19 protein-coding genes are annotated in these 20,900 nt (G+C 65.6%); 13 read left to right on the forward strand and 6 right to left on the reverse strand.

Features of this window, described 5'->3' with window-relative positions:
• Nucleotides 1-18: 18 nt before the first annotated feature.
• Both B6V75_RS03805 and B6V75_RS03810 read right to left on the reverse strand, forming a co-directional pair.
• On the reverse strand, nt 19-702 hold the full coding sequence (locus B6V75_RS03805; RefSeq protein WP_075774671.1) for an SDR family oxidoreductase: 684 nt from the start codon (nt 700-702) through the stop codon (nt 19-21).
• Between the two features lie 66 nt (nt 703-768).
• A complete protein-coding gene (locus B6V75_RS03810; RefSeq protein WP_075774670.1) occupies nt 769-1,452 on the reverse strand; it encodes a type 1 glutamine amidotransferase domain-containing protein in 684 nt (227 codons plus the stop codon).
• 143 nt (nt 1,453-1,595) lie between these two features.
• Between B6V75_RS03810 and B6V75_RS03815 the strand changes: the two genes are divergently transcribed.
• Nucleotides 1,596-2,504 (forward strand): LysR family transcriptional regulator, encoded by a 909-nt coding sequence (locus B6V75_RS03815; RefSeq protein WP_088718779.1) that lies wholly within the window; start codon nt 1,596-1,598, stop codon nt 2,502-2,504.
• A gap of 21 nt (nt 2,505-2,525) precedes the next feature.
• On the opposite strand, the gene kynU is transcribed toward B6V75_RS03815, so the two are convergent.
• Nucleotides 2,526-3,716 (reverse strand): kynureninase, encoded by a 1,191-nt coding sequence (kynU, locus tag B6V75_RS03820; protein WP_088718780.1) that lies wholly within the window; start codon nt 3,714-3,716, stop codon nt 2,526-2,528.
• Nucleotides 3,717-3,889: 173 nt separating this feature from the next.
• Here kynU and B6V75_RS03825 point away from each other — a divergent pair, with 173 nt between their 5' ends.
• The 4 genes from B6V75_RS03825 to B6V75_RS03840 all read left to right on the forward strand — a co-directional run bounded on the left by B6V75_RS03825 (nt 3,890) and on the right by B6V75_RS03840 (nt 9,659).
• Nucleotides 3,890-4,702 (forward strand): alpha/beta hydrolase, encoded by an 813-nt coding sequence (locus B6V75_RS03825; RefSeq protein ID WP_088718781.1) that lies wholly within the window; start codon nt 3,890-3,892, stop codon nt 4,700-4,702.
• Nucleotides 4,703-4,852: 150 nt separating this feature from the next.
• A complete protein-coding gene (locus tag B6V75_RS03830) occupies nt 4,853-5,998 on the forward strand; it encodes an alpha/beta fold hydrolase (RefSeq protein ID WP_206198465.1) in 1,146 nt (381 codons plus the stop codon).
• Nucleotides 5,979-8,387: a plasma-membrane proton-efflux P-type ATPase gene (locus B6V75_RS03835; protein WP_088718782.1), complete on the forward strand. Its 2,409-nt coding sequence runs from the start codon at nt 5,979-5,981 to the stop codon at nt 8,385-8,387. The genes B6V75_RS03830 and B6V75_RS03835 overlap by 20 nt, the downstream gene beginning before the upstream one ends.
• A 27-nt stretch (nt 8,388-8,414) precedes the next feature.
• Nucleotides 8,415-9,659 (forward strand): MFS transporter, encoded by a 1,245-nt coding sequence (locus B6V75_RS03840; protein ID WP_088718783.1) that lies wholly within the window; start codon nt 8,415-8,417, stop codon nt 9,657-9,659.
• 45 nt (nt 9,660-9,704) lie between these two features.
• Here B6V75_RS03840 and B6V75_RS03845 read toward each other — a convergent pair whose 3' ends face one another.
• Entirely contained in the window at nt 9,705-11,438 is a 1,734-nt protein-coding gene (locus B6V75_RS03845) for an AMP-binding protein (protein WP_088718784.1), read from the reverse strand.
• A 241-nt stretch (nt 11,439-11,679) separates the two neighbouring features.
• On the opposite strand from B6V75_RS03845, the gene B6V75_RS03850 reads away from it, so the two are divergent.
• The 4 genes from B6V75_RS03850 to B6V75_RS03865 all read left to right on the forward strand — a co-directional run bounded on the left by B6V75_RS03850 (nt 11,680) and on the right by B6V75_RS03865 (nt 15,378).
• Nucleotides 11,680-11,985 (forward strand): hypothetical protein, encoded by a 306-nt coding sequence (locus B6V75_RS03850; RefSeq protein ID WP_088719384.1) that lies wholly within the window; start codon nt 11,680-11,682, stop codon nt 11,983-11,985.
• A 186-nt stretch (nt 11,986-12,171) separates the two neighbouring features.
• The gene (locus B6V75_RS03855; protein ID WP_088718785.1) at nt 12,172-13,095 is read left to right on the forward strand and encodes a histone deacetylase family protein; all 924 of its coding nucleotides are present in this window, start codon (nt 12,172-12,174) and stop codon (nt 13,093-13,095) included.
• A gap of 83 nt (nt 13,096-13,178) precedes the next feature.
• Nucleotides 13,179-14,168: an MBL fold metallo-hydrolase gene (locus B6V75_RS03860; RefSeq protein ID WP_088718786.1), complete on the forward strand. Its 990-nt coding sequence runs from the start codon at nt 13,179-13,181 to the stop codon at nt 14,166-14,168.
• A 115-nt stretch (nt 14,169-14,283) separates the two neighbouring features.
• On the forward strand, nt 14,284-15,378 hold the full coding sequence (locus tag B6V75_RS03865; protein WP_088718787.1) for a site-2 protease family protein: 1,095 nt from the start codon (nt 14,284-14,286) through the stop codon (nt 15,376-15,378).
• Between the two features lie 21 nt (nt 15,379-15,399).
• Here B6V75_RS03865 and B6V75_RS03870 read toward each other — a convergent pair whose 3' ends face one another.
• Together B6V75_RS03870 and B6V75_RS03875 are read right to left on the reverse strand one after the other, a co-directional pair.
• Nucleotides 15,400-16,140 carry a sulfite exporter TauE/SafE family protein gene (locus B6V75_RS03870; protein ID WP_088718788.1) on the reverse strand — a complete coding sequence of 247 codons (741 nt, stop codon included), beginning with the start codon at nt 16,138-16,140 and terminating at the stop codon, nt 15,400-15,402.
• Nucleotides 16,141-16,144: 4 nt separating this feature from the next.
• A complete protein-coding gene (locus B6V75_RS03875) occupies nt 16,145-16,810 on the reverse strand; it encodes a TetR/AcrR family transcriptional regulator (RefSeq protein ID WP_206184175.1) in 666 nt (221 codons plus the stop codon).
• Nucleotides 16,811-16,874: 64 nt separating this feature from the next.
• Between B6V75_RS03875 and B6V75_RS03880 the strand changes: the two genes are divergently transcribed.
• From B6V75_RS03880 to B6V75_RS03895, 4 genes are read left to right on the forward strand one after another with little or no spacing between them, the layout of a single operon-like run.
• Nucleotides 16,875-18,194, forward strand: coding sequence for an NAD(P)-binding domain-containing protein (locus B6V75_RS03880; RefSeq protein ID WP_088718789.1), 1,320 nt, complete (start codon nt 16,875-16,877; stop codon nt 18,192-18,194).
• A complete protein-coding gene (locus B6V75_RS03885) occupies nt 18,191-19,093 on the forward strand; it encodes a bile acid:sodium symporter family protein (protein WP_088718790.1) in 903 nt (300 codons plus the stop codon). Before B6V75_RS03880 ends, B6V75_RS03885 begins: the two co-directional genes overlap by 4 nt.
• Complete coding sequence (locus B6V75_RS03890; protein WP_088718791.1) at nt 19,090-20,028, forward strand: SDR family oxidoreductase; 939 nt, start codon at nt 19,090-19,092, stop codon at nt 20,026-20,028. Before B6V75_RS03885 ends, B6V75_RS03890 begins: the two co-directional genes overlap by 4 nt.
• Nucleotides 20,025-20,795 (forward strand): SDR family NAD(P)-dependent oxidoreductase, encoded by a 771-nt coding sequence (locus tag B6V75_RS03895; protein WP_088718792.1) that lies wholly within the window; start codon nt 20,025-20,027, stop codon nt 20,793-20,795. Before B6V75_RS03890 ends, B6V75_RS03895 begins: the two co-directional genes overlap by 4 nt.
• Nucleotides 20,796-20,900: the final 105 nt, after the last annotated feature.

Raw genomic sequence — 20,900 nt, forward strand, 5'->3', positions numbered from 1 at the left:
AGACGCGCCCCGACCCGATCAGTCTTTCTTCGGCTTCGGATAAACCGGCAGATGCGGGATCAGGACGTGATCCGGCTGATCGATCGCGAAGAGGAAGGCGCGCGCGATGTCGTCGGGGCGCAGCGCGTCGGGTTTCGCCTCGTCGAAGAACGGCGTATCGACCATGCCCGGATGCAGGCAGGTGACGCGGCCACCGGCTTCACCTAGCTCCTCGCCGAGATTGTCGGCATAGCCGCGGATGAACCACTTGGTCGCCGAATAGACCGAGCCGAACATCGCGCCCTGCGACGCCTTCGAGCCGGTCAGCACCATATGCCCCTTGGAGGCGCGCAGATGCGGCAGGGTGAATTTCGCGGTGTAGGTCACGGCGAGGCAGTTCACCTCGATCATCTTCTGGAAGCTCTCGACCGATCCGGCCTCGGTGCCGCGCGCCGAGGCGCCGACGCCCGCATTGGCCAGAACCACGTCGAGCCGGCCGTAATGCTCCACCGCGCGGGCGACCATGCGCTCCTGCGCATCGGGGTCGGTGACATCGGTGGGCAGCGCGAGGGCGTTTTCTTCGCCCAGATCCTTGACCAGCGCTTCGAGCTTGTCCTCGGAGCGTGCGGCCAACGCCACCTTGTGACCCGCCTCGACCGCATGGCGCGCGCAGCTCTCGCCGATCCCGGTGGAGGCGCCGGTGATGAGAATGATTTTCGACATGTCAGCCTCTCTGAGTTTGGTGGGAACGAAGAAGGCGCCACCCGGACCGGGCAGCGCCTCTCGATATCAGCCCAGCAGGGCCAGTACTTCTTTCGCCGCCGCCTCGGACGACGCCGGGTTCTGGCCCGTCACCAGACGCCCGTCGGCGACCGCATGGGGCTGCCAGTCGTCGACGCTCTCGAACTTCGCGCCCAATTCGCGCAGGCGGGTCTCCAGCAGGAAGGGCACGACATCGGCAAGACCAACGCCACGCTCTTCGCTGTCGGTGAAGGCGGAGACCTTGCGGCCTTTCACGATGGAGTCGCCATTCTTGTCCTTCACCTTGTCGAAGGCCGCCGGGCCGTGACAGACCGAGGCAACGATCTTGCCGCCATCCCAGGCGGTGCTGATCGCCTTCGCGGCGATATCGCTCTCGGCGAGGTCGTACATCGCGCCGTGGCCGCCGGGAATGTAGAGCGCATCGTAGGCGGTGATGTCCTCGTCTTCGATGCGCGAGGGGTTTTCCAGAACCGCCTTCGCCTCTGCATCGTCGCGGAAGCGCGTCACCGAGGCCGGCGCGTCGTCGCCGGTCACGTCGGAATTCGGGTCGATCGGGATCGAACGGCCGCCGATCGTGGCGACTTTCACCTCGTGACCGGCATCGAGGAAGGCGTAATAGGGCGTCGCCAGTTCCTCATACCAGACACCGGTGGACTTGCCGGTGTCGCCAAGGGCATCGGCTGCGGTCGAAAGAATAAGAATGCGTGCCATGGGTTTGGCCTCCTTGGTTGTGCGTTTCAGGGCATTTCCGGTCCTGTTCGTCTCGGGCCGTCAACGCGTCCCAGCAGAGATAGGTTGCGTTTACTGATCGAGAAATTGATGCACGCCACGTCAGAAATCGATATTCTGGAGACATGACGCCCGACATATCGCTTTTGCGCGTGTTCCATGCGGTCATGGAAGAACGCAATGTCACCGCCGCGGCCCAACGGCTCGGCCAATCCCAGAGCACGGTGAGCGCTGCGCTGTCACGTCTGCGTGCGGCGCTGGGTGACGAGCTGTTCCTGCGCGCCCGCTACGGCGTGGAACCGACCGAGAAGGCGCTCGAGATCGCGCCCGACATCGCCGCCGGACTGGAACGGCTGGAACAGGCCTTCCGTGCCGCCGAGCCCTTCGATCCCGCGCGCACCACGCGCCGCTTCCGGCTCTTGCTGGGGCCGTACGCCGAGATCGTGCTGGTGCCGGAGCTCGCTGCCGCCTTTGCGGAGCGGGCCCCGTCGGCCCGGCTGGAGATCGCGCCGATCGGGCCCGATCTGGACCCGCGACAACTCGCCGGTCGGGCCTTCGATCTGGCGGTCGGGAGGTTCGCCTCGCCGCCTGAGGATCTCGTGGTCTCGGAGCTGTTCGACGACGGGTTCCGCTGTATCGTCGCGCCGCAAGCCTTGCCGGAAAGCGTGATGCTGGATCGTGACCTCTACGAGAGCCTGCCGCATGTGGTCGTCTCGCCGCCCGGCAATTGGCGCACTGGCGTTCACAAGCGCACGGAAGCGACTGGTCTGCGCCGCAACACGGCCGTCGTGGTCACGCATTTCCTGACCGCTGCACCCGCCGTCGCGCGGCTGGGCGGCATCGCCACGGTGCCTGCCCGGGTGGCCGCGATGACCGCCGGCCCCTACGGCTTGCGCAACGTGCCTGTGCCGGTCGACCTCGGCACCTTTCCCAGCCAGATCGCATGGCACCCGCATCTGCGCCGGGATCAGGGCCATGTCTGGTTGCGCGAGCTGATCCGAGAGGTCGTCGCCAAATTCACGTCGCCGGACTGACGGAAGTTCTAATAAGTCCGCTCAAGTGACCCGCCCACGCGCCTTGAAAGCAGGGGTATCCCAGGCCCGCTCGGCCATTACCTCGCCGAGGATTTCGGCGGCGCGCGTCACGTCGCCCTCATCGAGGTAAAGGGGCGTGAAGCCGAAACGCATCGCGTCGGGGGCGCGGAAATCTCCGATCACTCCGCGCGCGATGAGGGCCTGAACCACGGCGTAACTGTCAGCGAAACCGAACGAGACCTGGCTGCCGCGCGCCTCCGGGTCGCGCGGGCTGAGCAGAGCCAGTTCGGGGCAGCGCGCCTCGACCTCGCGGATGAACAGCTCCGACAACGCGACGGAGCGCGCCCGCACCTCATCCATCGTCAGCCCGTCCCAGACCTTGAGCGCCTCTTCGAGCGCGGTCATCTGCAGGACCGGCGGCGTGCCGACGCGCATCCGCTCGACCGCGCGGCCGGGGCGATAGTCGAGATCGAAGGCGAAGGGCGCCTCATGGCCAAGCCAGCCGCTGAGTGCAGGGCGCACCGTCTCGGCAATGTTGGGGCGGACATAGATGAAGGCCGGGGCGCCGGGGCCGCCATTGAGATATTTGTAGGTGCAGCCGACGGCGAATTCGGCCCCGTTCGCCGTCATGTCCACCGGCACCGCGCCGGCGCTATGGGCGAGATCCCAGATCATCACCGCCCCGACCGCGTGGGCCTTGCGCGTGATCGCCTCGAAGTCGTGCATCCGGCCCGTGCGGTAATCGACCTGCGTCAGCATCACAACCGCGACCTCTTCGGTGATCGCGTCCGCCACATTTTCCGGGGCGGGCGTGCGCAGCTCATGCCCGCGACCCAGCGAGCGGATCAGCCCATCCGCCATGTAGAGATCGGTCGGGAAATTGCCCTTGTCCGACAGGATGACCTTGCGGTCGGGCCGCATCTCGAGGGCCGAGGCCAGCGCCTGATAGACCTTGATCGAGAGCGTATCGCCCAGCACGACCGACCCTTCCGGCGCCCCGATCAGCCGACCGATGCGGTTGCCGACGCGGGCGGGCTGATCCATCCATTGCGCTTCGTTCCACCCCCGGATGAGCATCCGCCCCCATTCGTCGCGCGCGCAGCTCTCCAGCCGCTCCGCCACCCCGCGCGGCAGCGGCCCGAGCGAGTTCCCGTCGAGATAAATCACCCCCTCGGGCAGATCGAATAGGTGCTTTCTCGGCAGGTTCGGCATGATGGTCTTCCTCTTGTTGTCGCGGCCTGGAGCGCGGCTCCAAACCCGGCAATCTGCTGATGCATCACGAAAGTTTCGGGTCGGGCGCACGCTACCCGGCGAACCCCGCCCTCGCAATATCCCGCGCGATATGCTCTGTCTCCGTACAGCATGCGAAACGAGCGGGAGAGAACATGGAAGACCTGAGCGGGATCGACTGGGAAGACGCTTTCGAGAATGGCGGCTATATCGAGAATGGCAGCAGCTACCCGGATCAGTGGGCCAGGCGCGCCGCCGAATTCCGGTCGCGCCATGCCGATCGGATGAGCGAGGTGGCCTATGGGGATGCGCCCCGCGAAAGGATCGACATCTTCCGCCCCGACGGCGCGTCCAAGGGGCTCGTGGTCTTCGTGCATGGCGGCTACTGGCTGAAATTCAGCAAGGACATGTGGTCCCATCTGGCGGAAGGCGCGCTGTCTCAGGGCTGGACCGTCGCCCTGCCCGGCTACACGCTCGCCCCGGAAAACAGCATCCCCGGCATCGCGCAGCAGATCGCACGGGCCATCGATCACGCGGCGGGGCTGGTGGAGGGGCCGATCCATCTCGTCGGCCATTCCGCGGGCGGGCATCTCGTGACGCGGTCGGTGTCTCAGGGGAGCGCGCTCTCCGACGAAACCGCGGCACGCATCCGGCGGGTGATCTCGGTAAGCGGTGTGCATGACCTGCGTCCGCTGCAGATGCATTCGATGAATGCGCGGCTGGGGATCACGCCCGAGATCGCCGCGAGCGAAAGCCCAGCGCTGCTGAAGCTGCGCCCCGGCGTGAAGGTTACCGTCTGGGTCGGCGCGGCGGAGCGTCCGGAATTCCTGCGTCAGTCTTCCTTGCTGGCCGAGCATTGGTCGTCTTCCGATCTGGTCGCCGCCTACGGGCGGCACCATTTCGACGTGATCGAGGAGCTGTCGGACCCGTCCAGCGCGCTGATCACGGCGCTTCTGAGCACGGATTAAGAAAGCGTCATCCGCCGCCCAAACCGCCTCACCGTTCCACACATCAGCTTCACGTTCGCGCGCTCGGGCTTCGCTGCACTTGCATTCTAACGGGCCTTGGGGTCTCAAAAGAGTGCATCTGTGCACCAAAGCGTCTTGCGAGTGTCGAACATGAGCGATGCCAAGAATACCTACGAACACAGCGTTCCCTTCTTCTGGCCGATGGCGGCGGCGATGGAGTGGCAGAAGATCGGGCTCGACGCGGTCGAAAAAGGGCTGACCTATTTCGACGAGGCGGCCAAGATCACACACCCGCCCGACCCGGAATGGGCCACGAAGAACGACGTGCTGCTCGATCTCGACACGATGCGGCTGCGCGATTTCGGCGGCACGGGCGGCGGCATTCCGGTGATCGTCGATGCGCCCTATGCCGGGCATTCCTCGACCATCGCGGATTACGCCAAGGGCCAGAGCCTGATCGAGACGCTTTTGGATGCAGGGCTGGGGCGTGTTCTCTGCACCGACTGGAAAAGCGCGACGCCCGAGATGCGCGATTTCGACATCGACAAGTATCTGGCCGAAATCAATGTCGCGGTCGATGATCTCGGCGGGCGGGTGATGCTGGTAGGCCTGTGTCAGGGCGGCTGGATGTCGGCGATGTATGCCGCGCGCTTCCCCGAGAAGGTCGCGGGTCTCGTGCTGGCGGGCTCACCGATCGACAGCGATGCCGGGCACGGGCCGATCCGCAAGCTCGCCCATGAGATGCCGCTTTCGGCCTATCAGGAGATGGTCGAGGCGGGTGAAGGCCGGATGCCGGGGCGGTTCATGCTCACCGGCTGGAAGAACATGCATGCCGATCAGCAGTATTTCGGCAAGTTCGTCGATCTCTACCAGCATATCGACGACCGGAACTTCATGAAGCGCACCGAGCGGTTCGAGAGCTGGTACGAGAACCCCATCGACCTGCCGGGGCGCTATTACCTGCAGGCGATCGACCTGCTGTTCAAACAGAACCTGTTCGCCAAGGGGGAGTTCGTGGGCCTCGGGCGCAAGCTCGATCTCGGCGCGATCACCTGCCCGGCCTTCCTGCTGGCGGGCAAGGCGGACGACATCACCACGCGCGAACAGGTGTTTGCCGCCGAGACGCTGCTCGGCACGCCGCGCAAGGATATCGTGAGCCGCCTCGTCGAAGGCGGGCATATCGGCCTCTTCATGGGCAGCCATACCCTTTCGAATGTCTGGCCGGAAATCGGCCAGTGGCTCGGAAAGCTCGGGGCCAAAGCTGGAGACACGCACAATGGACCAGACCGTCGCTGAACCGATGACGCAGCATGTGCCGAAAACAGACCGCAAGACAGGTCTGAGCGCGGCAGAGGCGGCAGAGAGGCTCGAGCGATACGGTCCGAACGCGCTCAAAAGCGACGAGAAAACCCTGCTACAGCGGATCGCGGGGTATTTCTGGGGGCCGATCCCGTGGCTGATCGAACTTGCAGCGCTTCTGTCGCTCGTGCTGCGCGACTGGTCCGATTTCGGCGTGATCTTCGTGATGCTGCTGCTCAACGCGGCCGTGGGTTTCAAGGAAGAGAGCAAGGCGAGTTCCGCCATCGCGGCGCTCAAGGCGCAGCTGGCGCCGAGTGCGCGGGTCAAACGCGACGGGACATGGCAGGAGATCGCGGCGCGTGATCTGGTGCCCGGCGACATCGTGCGCATGTCGATCGGCCAGATCGTCCCAGCCGACCTGACACTGTTCGAGGGCAAATATCTCTCCATCGACGAGGCGGCTCTGACGGGCGAGTCCCTTCCCGTCGACAAGGCGGTCGGTGACAGCGCCTATTCCGGCTCGGTCGTGAAGCTGGGCGAGATGACCGGCGAGGTCACCGCGACCGGGATGGAGACCTATTTCGGGCACACCGCCTCGCTCGTGCAGACCACGAATGGCAAATCGCATTTCCAGAAAGCCGTGATGCAGATCGGGAATTTCCTGATCGCAGCGGCGCTGGTTCTGGTGGCGATGATCGTGATCGTCTCGTTTCAGCGGAACAACCCGCCGCTCGAGGTGATCCAGTTCGCGCTGATCCTGACGGTCGCGGCGATCCCGGTCGCGCTGCCCACGGTTCTGTCGGTGACGATGGCGGTGGGCGCGGAACGGCTCGCGCGGATGAAGGCGATCGTCTCGCGACTGGTCTCGATCGAGGAGCTGGCGGGCGTCGATGTACTGTGCTCGGACAAGACCGGGACGCTGACACTGAACGAATTGACCGTCGAGGACCCGCGCCCGGCAGAGGGCATCGCGGTTGAAGACCTGCTGCGCGCATCGGCGCTTGCCTGCGACCGCGACGCGCCCGATGCGATCGACACCGCGGTGCTGGCGGCGGCGGAGGGCATCGCGCTCGGCGCTGTCGAAACCCTCAGCTTCACGCCCTTCGATCCGGTCAGCAAACGCAGCGAGGCGGAGCTGCGCCACGAGGCCGATCGCTGGCAAGTCGCGAAAGGCGCGCCGCAGGTGATCGTGGAGCTTGCGGCCCTCACAGATGACGCGCGCAAGGCGGTTGAGGACGAGGTCGAAACCCTCGCGCAGCAGGGCTACCGCGCGCTCGGGGCCGCACAGAAACGCGCCGGGCAGGACTGGGAATTCCTCGGTCTGCTGCCGATCATCGATCCACCGCGCCCGGATGCGGCCAGCACCATCGCGGACGCGCGCGACATGGGGATCGATGTCAAAATCATCACCGGCGACCACGAAGCCATCGCGCGCCAGATCGCGGGCAAACTCGACCTCGGGCAGAAGATCTATCCCGCAGGCGAGTTGCTTGATGGCGACCCGGCCACTGTGGAGGCCAATGTCCGCGCCGCCGACGGCTTCGCGCGGGTCCTGCCCGAACACAAGTTCCGGATCGTCGAGGTGCTTCAGGCCGGGCATTCCATCGTCGCGATGACCGGGGACGGGGTGAACGACGCCCCTGCCCTGCGCAAGGCCGATGCCGGGATCGCTGTGAGCGGCGCGACCGATGCCGCGCGCGCCGCCGCCGATCTGGTGCTGACCGACAAGGGCCTGTCGATCATCACCACGGCAATCGAGGAAGCCCGCCGCATCTTCGAGCGGATGACGAGCTATGCCACCTTCCGCGTCGCCGAGACGATCCGGGTGCTGCTATTCATGACGCTCTCGATTCTCGTCTTCGATTTCTACCCTGTCACTGCGATCATGATCGTGCTGCTGGCGGTGCTGAATGATTTCCCGATCATGATGATCGCCTACGACAATGTCTCGGTCTCGCCACGCCCGGTGCGCTGGGACATGCGGCGCGTGCTGACGGTGGCGGCGACGCTTGGCGTGACCGGGGTGATCGAGACCTTCGTGCTGTTCTGGTTCGTCGATGCCTATCTCGGCCTGCCGCGCGACCAGATCCAGACGATCATCTTCCTCAAGCTTCTCGTCTCGGGGCACATGACGCTATTCGTCACGCGCCATCAAAGCTGGTTCTGGCGGCGCCCCTTCCCGGCGCTGCGCCTGTTCGCGACAACCGAGGCTACGCAATTGCTGGGCACGCTGATCGCGGTCTATGGGCTGTTCGTGACGCCGATCGGCTGGGGGCCCGCGCTGCTGGTCTGGCTCTACTGCCTCGTCTGGCTGCCCCTCGAGGGGGCGATGGCCTTGCTCATACGCGCGCTTTATGATCGCAGGGCACAAGCGCGCGGGCAGTAAGCCCATCACGGCGCTTGCAGGAGGCACATGACGGACGACACGCAAGAGGCAATGGAAACCCCGACAGGTAAACGCGGGCGCGGATTGCCGATGGGCGTCTGGGCGCTGGGGTTCGTGTCGCTTTTCATGGATGTCTCCTCCGAGATGATCCATGCGCTGCTGCCGGTCTACCTGATGACCGGACTTGGCGCGACGGCGCTGGCGGTGGGTGTGATCGAAGGGATCGCGGAAGCCACCGCCGCGATCACCAAGGTCTTTTCGGGGGCGCTGTCGGACCGGATCGGGCGGCGCAAGGAGCTGGCCGCGCTCGGCTACGGGCTGGCGGCTGTGACGAAACCGATCTTTCCGCTCGCGCCGACCTTCGACTGGCTTGTGGCCGCGCGCTTCATCGACCGGGTGGGCAAAGGCATCCGGGGCGCCCCGCGCGACGCGCTGATCGCCGACCTTGCGCCGGGCAAGATGCGCGGCGCGGCCTTCGGGCTTCGGCAATCGCTCGACACGGTGGGCGCCTTCCTCGGGCCGCTCGCCGCGATCGGGCTGATGTGGCTGTTCTCGGACGATTTCCGCTCGGTCTTCTGGGTCGCGGTGATCCCGGCTTTCCTGTCGCTCGGGTTGATCCTGTTCGTGGTGAAAGAGCCCGCCCATCCCCGCGCGCAGCGGCAGGTGCGCAACCCCCTCGCCCGGTCAGAGCTCAAGCTCTTGGGTAACGTGTTCTGGTGGGTCGTGGTCGTCGCGACGCTGTTCACGCTCGCCCGGTTCAGCGAGGCCTTCCTGATCCTGCGCGCCAATGACGACGGCATCCCGGTGATGCTGGTGCCGCTGGTTCTGGTGGGGATGAACGCGGTCTATGCGCTGATCGCCTATCCGGTCGGGGCGCTTTCCGACCGGGTCGGTCGTGTCGGGCTGCTGCTGGTCGGGCTGGGGCTGTTGATCGCGGCGGACCTGACGCTCGCGCTGGTCGGCGGGCTCGGCGGTCTTGCGATCGGTGTGCTCCTGTGGGGAATGCATATGGGCTTCACCCAGGGGCTGTTGGCCGCGCTGGTGGCCGAAGCCGTCCCGGCAGAGCTGCGCGGCACCGCCTTTGGCATGTTCAACCTCGTCACCGGCGTGGCGCTGCTGATCGCCAGTGTGATCGCAGGGGCGCTGTGGGAGTTCGGCGGCGCGCAATGGACCTTCCTTGCGGGCGCGGGCTTCGCGACGACGGCGGTGCTGGGCCTGCTGCCGCTGCGCAGCCGGCTCAACGGGACGCACAAGCCCAAGAGCGTAGGCTGACGCAGAAATTGCGCCGCGCGGAAGACGCGCGGCGCTTTCGTCAAATCAGGCAGTTTCCTCGACCGCGAGCCCCAGCTCCTCGATCATTGCATCGCGCATGACGAATTTCTGCGGCTTGCCGGAAACCGTCAGCGGCAGGCTCTCCTTGAACCGGATCACCGCCGGAATCTTGAAATGCGCGATCTCGTCGCGGCAGAACTCGCGGATAGCCTCCTCGGTCAACTCGGCGCCATTGCGCGGCACGATCCATGCGGCGACGATCTCGCCCAGCCGGTGATCCGGGATGCCGAAGACCTGCGCCTGACTGATATCGGGATGGGTGTAGAGGAACTCCTCGACCTCCCGCGGATAGACGTTTTCGCCGCCCCGCAGGATCATGTCCTTCACCCGTCCGGTGATGTTGCAATAGCCCTCGCTGTCGATCCGGGCGAGATCGCCCGTATGCATCCAGCCATCCGCATCGAGCGCGTCATTCGTACGCTCGGGCTCGCCCCAATAGCCGCACATCACCGAGTAGCCACGCGTCAGCAGCTCGCCCTGCTCGCCCACATTGGCGAGCGAGCCATCCTCGCGCACGATCTTCACCTCGAGATGCGGCTGCACCTGACCCACCGAGGACACACGTTTTTCCAAGGGTGTATCGGTGGCCGACTGGAACGAGACCGGGGCGGTCTCGGTCATCCCGTAGGCGATGGTCACTTCCGACATGTGCATCTTCGATTGCACCTGCTTCATCACCTCGATCGGACAGGGTGCGCCTGCCATGATGCCGGTGCGAAGCGACGAAAGGTCATGGTTCGCGAAATCGGGATGCTCCAGCATCGCGACGAACATGGTCGGCACGCCGTAAAGTGCGGTGCAGCGTTCGGCCGCGACGCATGCCAGCGTGACGGGCGCGTCGAAGCCTTCGCTCGGCACGACGATAGCCGCGCCCTTGGTGACGCAGCCCAGCGTGCCCATCACCATCCCGAAGCAATGGTAGAACGGCACCGGGATGCAGACGCGGTCCTGTTCGGTCGCCAGCATCGCGCGGGTCACGAAATGCGCGTTGTTGACGATATTGCGATGCGTCAGGGTCGCGCCTTTCGGCGATCCGGTGGTGCCGGAGGTGAACTGGATGTTGATCGGCTCGTTCGGGTCGAGATGTTCGGTGACAGCGTCGAGCGCGCCTTGGTCCTGCGCCGCGCCCATCGCCTCGACATCCGAGAAGCGATGACAGCCGGGATGCTGGGTCTCTCCCAGAGTGATGATGTCGCGCAGATCGGGCAGTTTCATGGTTTCCAGCTGACCGGGCTCACTCTTCGCAAGCTCCGGCAGCAGGCGCTGGATCATCGACAGGTAATCCGAGCTCTTGAAGGTCTCGGCCAGCACCAGCGCCCGGCAGCCGGTCTTGCGCAGCGCAAATTCCAGCTCGTGCAGGCGATAGGCCGGGTTGATGTTAACGAGGATCACCCCGATCCGCGCCGTCGCGAACTGCGTCAGCAGCCATTCCGAACGGTTGGGCGACCAGATACCGAGCCGGTCGCCATGCCGAAGCCCGAGCGCGAGCAGCCCCGAGGCGAGCCGGTCGACCCGCTGCGCGAACTCCGCCCAGGTCCAGCGAATGCCCTCCGAGGTGAAGATGGCGCCGTCGCGATCGGGCCAACGCTCGACAGTGCGCTTCAGCACGGCCGGGATCGTATCCTCGATCAGCGGGGTATCGGTCGGCCCGGCTACATGGGCCAGACCACGTTTCGGCACCACGCCGAGATCTGAGTGCGGGTTGCTCTCGCTTTGCATGACTTCCTCCTCTGGCTCCCCATCGCCGGCACATTCGGCCGATGATCCTCCTTGGGGCGCTCACATTAAATGAACGATGGTTCATTTAATGCAACCCTAAACCGCAGAAACAAGAAAATCATGCTGCGCTCGCGAAACCGTGTTCGAGGCGATCGCGCCTTCGGAACCCTGCAAAACCTGACGACTCGCGGCATTTCTGCTATGGTTGAAAGTAGTCTAATCTTCTGAGGGAGGAGCGATGATGCGACCGGAACTCATGACACGCCGCCGCGCATTGCGTCTCGCGTTCGAGCGTTACATCGAGGCGGACAAGGCGTGGCGCGACGCGCTCGTGGGCTTGAACGACTGGTTTCCGCGCAGCGCGAACCGTCGTCCGGGGTTGATCGGAAATCCGGGTTCGCCGATCCGACGGCTTTACGATGCGCGCAGCCGGGCGCTGCTGCGCCTAGAAGTCACGCAGGTCAAACTGGCCACTGCGAAACGGCGACTGGCAGAGCGCCGCGCGCGCGAGCTGCCGCCCGTGTTTCTGATCGGGCCGCCCTGCTGAGCAAGGGCGACGCACTCGCAGATTTCACCCGACAGGACGGCGGCGGCACGTGTCCTCCGTCCGGGGGTGCTTGCCATTTCCAAAACTCTGACGCAGCTTCGCAACGGGCAGCACCGTTCGAGCGACGGCGCGGCGCGGGTCGCGACTCGCCGATAGGCCCCCGATACGACCTTTCTGGAGAGCTTCATGCGCACGTTCGTCACGATCACCCACGAGGATTGCCTCGCTCACGACACCGGGCCCACCCATCGCGAGCGGCCGTGGCGCCTCGAGACGGTGCGCGGCCTGATCGACGAGATGGAGCTGCCGGTCATCGAGGCGCGCGAGGCGAGCGACGAGGATCTCCTGCTGGGCCACGACGCGGCTTATCTTGAAGCGCTCGAAGAGGTCTTCGCACGTGAGGAACATGCAGATCTCGATTCGGACACGCATGTTTCGCCGGGCTCGCGCCGTGCGAGCCGCCTGGGCGCGGGCGGTGCCTTGCAGGCCGTCGATCTCGTTCTCACGGGCGAGGCCGAGCGCGTGTTCGTCGCGACTCGCCCGCCCGGGCACCACGCAACGCGGACGCGGGCGATGGGGTTCTGCATCTACGGCAATACCGGGCTTGCGGCGCTGCATGCGCTCGAACGTCACGGCCTGTCGCGCGTCGCGGTGCTCGATTTCGACGTGCATCACGGCAACGGCACGCAGGATATCCTTTGGGACGAGCCGCGCAGCCTGTTCATCTCGTCGCATCAGGAGCCCAAGTCGCTCTGGCCCGGCACCGGGGCGCGGTCGGAGACGGGCGCGCATGACAACGTGCTCAACCTGCCGCTCGCCAGTGGCAGCGGCGCGTCCGAGATGAAGGTCGCCTGGGAGGACGGGCTTGCCCGGTTGGAGGCTTTCAATCCGGAATTGATCATCGTATCCGCCGGGTTCGACGCGCATCGCGAGGACGACATCTCGGGCCTGCTCTGGACCGCCGGGGATTACTGGTGGCTGACGAGCGCGATCCGTGGCGTCGCGCGCCGTTGCTGCGACGGACGCTTGGTTTCCTGCCTCGAAGGCGGCTACAACCCGACCGCGCTCGCGGAAGGCGCAGCCGCGCATCTCGAGGCGCTTGCGAAGTGATCGCCGGGGCGCGCTCATATCAGGGGCGCGACAGGCGATGCCCGGTCCGCTCAGTTTCCGCGAAAACCTGAAGCAGGCACGAAATGGCACGTAACCGCTATTACACCGGCCCGGTCAGCGACCATTTCGACGGCGAGCGTTTTCACCCGCATGGCCAGCCGTCCACGGATCGCTCCTTTCGCGACATCCTCAAATGGCGGCGCGAAGGGCAGCGCGCCCGGTGGCCCAAGCACGTCCCCATTGAGCCGAGCGTGCCGCCCGAGCGCAGCGACGCGGCGCGGCTCACCATGGTCGGCCATGCCTCGGTTCTCATTCAGGTCGCGGGGCTTAACCTGCTGACCGATCCGGTCTGGTCGGACCGCGCGAGCCCGCTGCGCTTTGCCGGGCCTAGGCGCGTCACCGCGCCCGGGATCGCCTTCGACCACCTTCCGCCCATCGACGCGGTCCTGATCAGCCATAACCATTACGACCATCTCGACACCGTCACTTTGCGCAAACTGCACAAACGCCACCGTCCACGGATGGTGATGCCGCTGGGGACCGATGCGACGGTGCGAAAGGCGGTACGCGGGGCGCGGATCGAGACCGGCGATTGGCACGACCGCATCGCGCTGTCCCCAGAGATCTCGGTCACGCTGACGCCCGCGAACCACTGGTCGGCACGGGGCCTCGGCGACCGGCGCATGGCTCTCTGGAGCGGCTTCTGGATCGACACGCCGCAGAGCCGGATCTGGTTCGCGGGCGATACCGGCTATGGCGACGGGGCGATTTTTCGCGACATCCGCGCCCGGCACGGTGCACCGGACATCGCGGTGATCCCGATCGGAGCCTATGAGCCGCGCTGGTTCATGCAGCCCCAGCATGTCGTGCCCGAAGAGGCCGTGCGCATCTTCACCGATATCGGCCCCGCCCAAGCACTCGGCTGTCATTGGGGCACGTTCCAGCTGACCGACGAGCCGCGCGAGGAGCCGCCTACCCTGCTCGGTCAAAGCCTCGCGGCCTCCGGGATCGCGGCGGACCGGTTCCGAGCCTTCGCGCCCGGCGAGGTCTATCTGGCACCCTCAACAGGGTAACTGCGTCGCACCTTCTTGTGGTGACGCAATCGAGCGGTCAAATTGAGGGCAGCGGGAATTCGGCTGTGCCGTCCCCTTCCCCGGGACGATCACGCGGCGGAAAGAGAGGGTTGAGATGAGCTGGTCCTATTCACTCGGCAAGATCGGCGGCACTGTGCTCAGGGTCCATGTCACCTTCGTTCTGCTGATCATCTGGATCACCGCCACCGCCTGGGCAGCGGAGGGGCCGCAGGCGGCGCTGGTCAACATGCTCTTCATCCTGTCGGTCTTCGCCTGCGTCGTGCTCCATGAATTCGGCCATGCGACGATGGCGGCGCGGTTCGGCGTGCGAACGCCCGACATCACGCTTCTGCCGATCGGCGGCCTCGCGCGGCTGGAGCGGATTCCGGAAAATCCCAAGCAGGAAATTCTGATCGCCGTGGCGGGGCCCGCGGTCAATGTCGTGATCTTCCTGATCCTGACGGTCTTCCTCGGCGGTCGCGGCTGGCTCAGCGATCTGCAATCGCTCGACAATCCCGCGCAAAGTTTCTGGGGCCGGCTTGCGCTGGTCAACGCGCTTCTCGTCGCGTTCAACCTGATCCCGGCCTTCCCGATGGATGGCGGGCGGGTCTTCCGAGCGGCTCTCGCGCTGTTCATGGACCGGGTGAAAGCAACGCAGGTCGCGGCCCGAACCGGGCAGGTCATCGCCGTGCTCTTCGCCTATTGGGGTCTGACGAGCGGCAACCCAATCCTCGTGCTGATCGCGGTGTTCATCTTCTTCGCGGCGGGATCGGAAAGCTCCGACGCGGCGATGCGCGGTCTGGCCCATCAGGCGGCGGCGCGCGACGCCGTCATCACCTCCTTCGTGTCGCTGACACCGGAAGATACGATCGACACCGCCGCGCAGGCGATCCTGCACAGCTCGCAATCGGAGTTTCCCGTGCTCTCGCCCGAAGGACAGATCCTCGGCTTCGTCACCCGCGAGAGCGTGCTGGCCCGGCCCGATCCCGAGTTCCGCCAGACACCGGTCTCCGAGATCATGTTCCGCGATGTGCCGGTCGTGTCGCTGAAGACCGGGATGGACGACGTGCTCGACGCCTTCGCGCGGCAGCGCATCCCGGCGGTGGCGGTGGTGGGGGCGAACGGCAATTTCGTGGGCTTCATCAACCGCGAGAATATCGGCGAATGGTTCATCCTCGCCCGCGCCCCTAGCGTGCGGCGCGGAGGGTAAGCCCGAAAGCGGCGCCCTGCTCTAGAGATAGACCGACAAGCCTCGCCAGCCCGCAAGCACAGCCGAAATAGCCATGACCACGATGGCGATCGTCCGGTACTGGGCGTTGTCGAGCCGCGCGAAGGCCGTAGTGCCCGCCCATGTGCCGAGCGCCAGCGCGGGCACCGAAACCAGCGTCAGCCAGAGCGCATCGCCATTCACGGCCCCCGCAAGGATCAGCCCGGGCGTTGCCAACAGCGAGGCCACGAAGAAGAACAGCAGCAACGAGGCCCGCGTCTGCATCGCCGTGGTGCCTGCCCCGAGGTAATAGGCCACTGCGGGCGGCCCCGGCATCGCCGCGAGCCCGGAAAACGCGCCCGAAGCGACGCCCGCCAGCAGCGCGAGCCCGCCATGGGGATGCGGGCGCGCAGGCTTGTAGCGCAACAGCAGCGTCAGCCCCGCGAGTACGACGAGCGCGATCATCACCCGCGCGGCATCGGCGCTGACCGCGCTGAGCGCGAAAATCCCGACCGGCGTACCCACAATCGCGCCCACCGACAGCCGCGCAAGCGAGGGTTTGTGCACATGCCCGTGAAGCGTGAAAAGATCGCGGCACCCGACCACGACCTGCAGCAGCACCGCCAGCGTCACCGCCTCGATCGGCGGCACCATCAGCGAGACGATCGGCACCGCGGCCAGCGCGAAACCGAACCCCGCGATGCCGCGCAGGAAGGCCGAGAAGAACACGGCGGTGATGACCAGCAGGGTCGTTGCGCTTAGCATCCGGTCACGTCTCGGCCTGCGCGATCCGCGCAGCACAGCCCGCCGCGCAGAAGGCGACCAGCCCCTCGACCGAGGCTTGCGCATCGGACTGCGAGGCCAGCGCCGCGATCCGCCATTCCGAGGTCAGGAAGGCCAGAAGGGCTGCGACCGAATAGACGAACCCTTCTGCCACCACCGCCCGGCCCACCTTGGGATGCAGCGCGCAGATTTCATCCATGAAACGCTGTGCGGTCGGGTCGAAAAGATCGGTAGAAATATCGGCCCAGGCCGGATCGGCCGAGACCATCGCCACCAGCCGCGCATAGGCCAGCCATTGCGGATCGCTGCCTGCCGCCTTCGCCAGATAGGGCCGGAAGAAGCAGCCGAGGATCGCCGTCAGATCGAGCGCCCCCTGCCCCTTCGCCTGCGCCAGAGCCTCCAGACGGAGACGCGCCAGCTCTTCGGCGCGCCGCTCCACCACTTCGCGAAACAGCGCCTCTTTCGAGCCCCCGTGATGGTTCACCAGACCCAGCGGCACCTCGGCCAGCGCGGCGATGTCGCGCACCTTCGCGCCCTCGAATCCATCCCGAGCGAACACCGTTTCCGCCGCATCGAGAATCCGTGAACGACTCGCGAGAGAGCGCTTCGACGGCGCTCTAAGCCTTTGTTTCTCGGTCGTCTTTTTCGTCATCAGATCGGGGCTTGCTTATTTTGAACAATGGTTCAATTTAAAAACGTCTGGGAGGAGACGCAAGATGACAGCTACGAGGGGCAGGTTCGCCCTGATCGGCGCGGGCCCGATGGGTCTGGCCGCGGCCAAGGTGCTGGGCGAACAAGGGGTAGACTATCAGGGGTTCGAGCTGCACAGCGATGTGGGCGGGCTCTGGGATATCGAGGGCGCGCATTCGACGATGTATGAAAGCGCGCATCTGATTTCCTCGAAGCGGATGACGGAATTCACCGATTTCCCGATGCGCGAGGAGGTGGCGGAATATCCCAGCCACCGCGAGATGGCGCAGTATTTCCGCGATTTCGCCGATCATTTCGACATTCGGCGCCATTACCGCTTCAATGCGGAAGTGACGAAGGTTGAACCGCTGGGCGGCGATGGCGAAGGCTGGCGGGTCAGTTGGCGCGATAGCGAGGGCGAGCATTCTGAGATCTATGCAGGCGTTCTGATCGCCAATGGCACGCTTTCCGAGCCGAACATGCCGGACTTCCCCGGCCAGTTCGACGGCGAGTTGATCCACTCCTCGGCCTATCGCGACCCGTCGCAATTCACCGGCAAGCGCGTGCTCGTCGTGGGCGCGGGCAATTCGGGCTGCGACATCGCGGTGGACGCGATCCATCACGGCAAAAGCTGCGATCTCTCGATGCGGCGCGGCTATTACTTCGTGCCGAAATACGTCTTCGGCAAACCCGCCGACACGCTAGGCGGCGCAATCAAGCTGCCGATGTGGCTCAAGCGCAAGATCGACGGCGCGCTGCTGAAATGGTTCGTCGGCGATCCGCAGAAATACGGGTTTCCCAAGCCCGATTACAAACTCTACGAGAGCCATCCGATCGTGAACTCGCTGGTGCTGTTCCACGCAGGTCACGGCGATCTGAAAGTGCGCGCGGATATCGAAAGGCTCGACGGCAAAACGGTGCACTTCAAGGATGGCGCGCGGGCCGAGTATGACATGATCCTCGCGGCCACCGGCTACAAGCTGCACTACCCCTTCATCGCGCCGGAGCTGCTGAACTGGCAAGGCGACGCACCGCATCTGTACCTTAACGCGATGCACCCCAAGCGCGACGATCTCTTCGTGCTGGGAATGCTCGAGGCGAGCGGGCTTGGCTGGCAGGGCCGTCACGAGCAGGCCGAGATGGTGGCGCGCTACATTCGCGGGCTGCGCGAGGGATCGGAGGCCGCGAAGCGCCTGCAGGCGAAGAAGGCCGAGGGGTTCGAGCGTGCGACCGGCGGCATGGCCTATCTCAAGCTCGCGCGGATGGCCTATTACGTGGACAAGGCGACCTATCGCAAGGCGGTCACCGGCTGGATCAAGGCGCTCGGCGGGAAGGCCCCGGCATGACCGGGCTCGACGCGGTCCGGCTGAATTTCAGCCCCGGCGCCCTGCATCTGCTCAACGCGATCCTCGGCATCGTCATGTTCTCGGTCGCGATCGACCTCTCCCCCCGCGATTTCCGCCCGCTGGTGCGCAGGCCCTGGGCGCTGATCGTGGGGTTCACTTCGCAGTTTCTGGTGCTGCCCGCGCTGACCTTCGGGCTGGTGCTGGCGCTGCAACCCAGCCCGTCGATTGCGCTCGGGCTGATCCTCGTCGCGGCTTGTCCCGGCGGGAATGTCTCGAACTTCTTCACCCATCGGGCGGGCGGGAACACGGCGCTGTCGGTCTCGCTGACCGCCTTCGCCACGGTGGCGGCGATCGTGCTGACGCCGCTCAATATCGCGTTCTGGGGCAGCCTTTACGCCCCGACGCGCGCGCTGCTGCACGAGACCCATATCGACCCGGTGAGCGTGGCGATCACCGTGGGTGTCATGCTGCTGTTGCCGCTGATCGCCGGGATCGCGCTGAACTATTACCGCTACGATCTGACGACCCGCATTCGCGATCCGCTGAAATGGGTGTCGATGGCGATTTTCGGGGCTTTCGTGGCACTCTCGCTCAGCGCCAACTGGCAGTATTTCGTCCAATTCGTCGGGCTGATCGCGGGGATGGTGGTGCTGCACAATGCGCTGGCGTTTGCGGGAGGCTACGGCACCGCGACGCTGGCGCGGCTTTCGCCCTTCGACCGGCGCGCGATCACTATCGAGACGGGTATCCAGAATTCAGGTCTCGGCCTCGTGCTGATATTCGCCTTCTTCGGAGGTTTGGGCGGCATGGCGATCGTCGCGGCTTTCTGGGGCATCTGGCACATCATCGCGGGCCTCGCGATCTCGACATTCATGAGACGAAAGGAGGCCGCGCGATGACCCGGATCCTGATTACCGGTGCGGGCGGCATGATCGGTCGCGTGCTGACCGCCGAACTCGCCGAAAGTGGCCATGAGGTCATCGCGACCGATCTGGCATGCCCCGACAACTTGCCCGAAGCCGTGCGCTTCGTGGCGATGGACGTCACCACCGACGCCCCCTGCAAGGTCATCGCGCGCGAACGGCCAGAGGTGATCGTGCATCTCGCCTCCATCGTGACGCCCGGTCCCGGCATGGGGCGCGAGCTCGCCTACCGCGTCGATGTGGAGGGCACGCGCAAGGTGCTCGCGGCTGCGCTTTCGGTCGGCGTGCGGCGGCTTGTCGTGACCTCCTCGGGCGCGGCCTATGGCTATCACGCCGACAACCCCGTGCCGCTGCGCGAAAGCGATCCGGTGCGCGGCAATCCCGAGTTCGCCTATGCCGATCACAAGCGGCAGGTCGAGGAGATGCTGGCCGAAGCGCGCGCCACCCACCCTGCCCTCGAGCAGGTCGTGCTGCGGGTCGGAACGGTTCTTGGCAAGGGCACCGACAACCAGATCACCGCGCTGTTTCGCAAGCCGCGCCTGCTCGCGATCCGGGGTTGTGAGAGCCCTTTCGTCTTCATCTGGACCCGCGATCTGGCGCGCATCCTTATACGTGCCGCGACCGATGGCCCGCCTGGCATCTTCAACGTCGCGGGAGACGGCGCACTGGGCGTCACCGACCTCGCAAGACGTCTCGGCAAACCGGTGCGCCGCCTGCCCGCGCTCGGCATCAAGGCCGCGCTCGCCATCGCCCATCCGCTGGGCCTGAGCCGCTACGGGCCCGAACAGGTGCGCTTTCTGCAATACCGCCCCGTCCTTGCGAACGACGCATTGAAGGAAGTCTTCGGCTACACGCCAGAGCTGACCAGCGCCGAAGTCTTTGACCTCTGGGCGCGCGAGGCGGGGTTATGAGCGCGCGCGTCGCGGTAATCTCGGGCGGCGCCGGGGGGCTTGGGCAGGCGCTCTCGGCGGGGCTGCGCGCCGAGGGCTGGCAGGTCGTGCTGCTCGACCGGGATATCTCGGGCCTTACCGCCGCGCCGAATGAAGAGGCCATCGCCTGCGATCTGACCGATCCGGCGCAACTGGAGACAGCCTGCGATGACATCCGCGCACGTCACCCCCGGATCGAGCTCGCGATCTACAACGCGGGCGTCACCCAGATCGGGCCGTTCTCCGAGCTGAGCGAGGCCGCACATCGCAAGGTCTTCGAAATCAACTATTTCGCGGCAACCGCGATGGCGCGGCATTTCCTCGAACCGCTGCGGGAAAGTCACGGCACGCATCTGGCGATTTCTTCGGTGGCGGGATTCTCGCCGCTCTATCACCGCACCGCCTATGCCGCGTCGAAACATGCGTTGGAAGGGTTCTTCAAATCGTTGCGTTCGGAGGAGGCCCCTCACGGCGTGCGCGTGCAGATCGCAGCCCCCTCCTTCGTGGCGACAAATCTAGACCGGGCCGAGCGGCAATCAGACGGCATCGCACGTCCCGGAGCGGCTGCGGACGGGGTGGATTACATGACGCCCGAGGCTGCCGCGCAGGTGATCCTCGCCGGGCTGAAGCGCAACCGCCCGATGATCCCGGTAGGCCGCGTCGCGCGGCTCGCGTGGTGGATCAACCGCGCCTCGCCCGGGCTGTTCCAGCGGCTCATGGAGCGTAACATCGCGCGCGATCCTTCCTGACTTCCGCAGCCGCGACCTTTCGCAGCAGGACATGAGAAATTGCGCCCAACTTGATCGAGCGCATTGAAGCGACCCGTGCCCCCGGCGCTAATCTGCCCGTGATGA

The sequence above is a fragment of the Thioclava sp. F1Mire-8 genome (genome assembly GCF_002213165.1).
In the GTDB taxonomy this organism is placed as follows: Bacteria; Pseudomonadota; Alphaproteobacteria; order Rhodobacterales; family Rhodobacteraceae; genus Thioclava; species Thioclava nitratireducens.

What these genes read in the sequence shown, in the direction of transcription:
- B6V75_RS03805 (WP_075774671.1), bottom strand. Translation starts at nt 702, where the DNA reads ATGTCGAAAATCATTCTCATCACCGGCGCCTCCACCGGGATCGGCGAG.
- B6V75_RS03810 (WP_075774670.1), bottom strand. Translation starts at nt 1,452, where the DNA reads ATGGCACGCATTCTTATTCTTTCGACCGCAGCCGATGCCCTTGGCGAC.
- B6V75_RS03815 (WP_088718779.1), top strand. Translation starts at nt 1,596, where the DNA reads ATGACGCCCGACATATCGCTTTTGCGCGTGTTCCATGCGGTCATGGAA.
- kynU (WP_088718780.1), bottom strand. Translation starts at nt 3,716, where the DNA reads ATGCCGAACCTGCCGAGAAAGCACCTATTCGATCTGCCCGAGGGGGTG.
- B6V75_RS03825 (WP_088718781.1), top strand. Translation starts at nt 3,890, where the DNA reads ATGGAAGACCTGAGCGGGATCGACTGGGAAGACGCTTTCGAGAATGGC.
- B6V75_RS03830 (WP_206198465.1), top strand. Translation starts at nt 4,853, where the DNA reads ATGAGCGATGCCAAGAATACCTACGAACACAGCGTTCCCTTCTTCTGG.
- B6V75_RS03835 (WP_088718782.1), top strand. Translation starts at nt 5,979, where the DNA reads ATGGACCAGACCGTCGCTGAACCGATGACGCAGCATGTGCCGAAAACA.
- B6V75_RS03840 (WP_088718783.1), top strand. Translation starts at nt 8,415, where the DNA reads ATGACGGACGACACGCAAGAGGCAATGGAAACCCCGACAGGTAAACGC.
- B6V75_RS03845 (WP_088718784.1), bottom strand. Translation starts at nt 11,438, where the DNA reads ATGCAAAGCGAGAGCAACCCGCACTCAGATCTCGGCGTGGTGCCGAAA.
- B6V75_RS03850 (WP_088719384.1), top strand. Translation starts at nt 11,680, where the DNA reads ATGCGACCGGAACTCATGACACGCCGCCGCGCATTGCGTCTCGCGTTC.
- B6V75_RS03855 (WP_088718785.1), top strand. Translation starts at nt 12,172, where the DNA reads ATGCGCACGTTCGTCACGATCACCCACGAGGATTGCCTCGCTCACGAC.
- B6V75_RS03860 (WP_088718786.1), top strand. Translation starts at nt 13,179, where the DNA reads ATGGCACGTAACCGCTATTACACCGGCCCGGTCAGCGACCATTTCGAC.
- B6V75_RS03865 (WP_088718787.1), top strand. Translation starts at nt 14,284, where the DNA reads ATGAGCTGGTCCTATTCACTCGGCAAGATCGGCGGCACTGTGCTCAGG.
- B6V75_RS03870 (WP_088718788.1), bottom strand. Translation starts at nt 16,140, where the DNA reads ATGCTAAGCGCAACGACCCTGCTGGTCATCACCGCCGTGTTCTTCTCG.
- B6V75_RS03875 (WP_206184175.1), bottom strand. Translation starts at nt 16,810, where the DNA reads ATGACGAAAAAGACGACCGAGAAACAAAGGCTTAGAGCGCCGTCGAAG.
- B6V75_RS03880 (WP_088718789.1), top strand. Translation starts at nt 16,875, where the DNA reads ATGACAGCTACGAGGGGCAGGTTCGCCCTGATCGGCGCGGGCCCGATG.
- B6V75_RS03885 (WP_088718790.1), top strand. Translation starts at nt 18,191, where the DNA reads ATGACCGGGCTCGACGCGGTCCGGCTGAATTTCAGCCCCGGCGCCCTG.
- B6V75_RS03890 (WP_088718791.1), top strand. Translation starts at nt 19,090, where the DNA reads ATGACCCGGATCCTGATTACCGGTGCGGGCGGCATGATCGGTCGCGTG.
- B6V75_RS03895 (WP_088718792.1), top strand. Translation starts at nt 20,025, where the DNA reads ATGAGCGCGCGCGTCGCGGTAATCTCGGGCGGCGCCGGGGGGCTTGGG.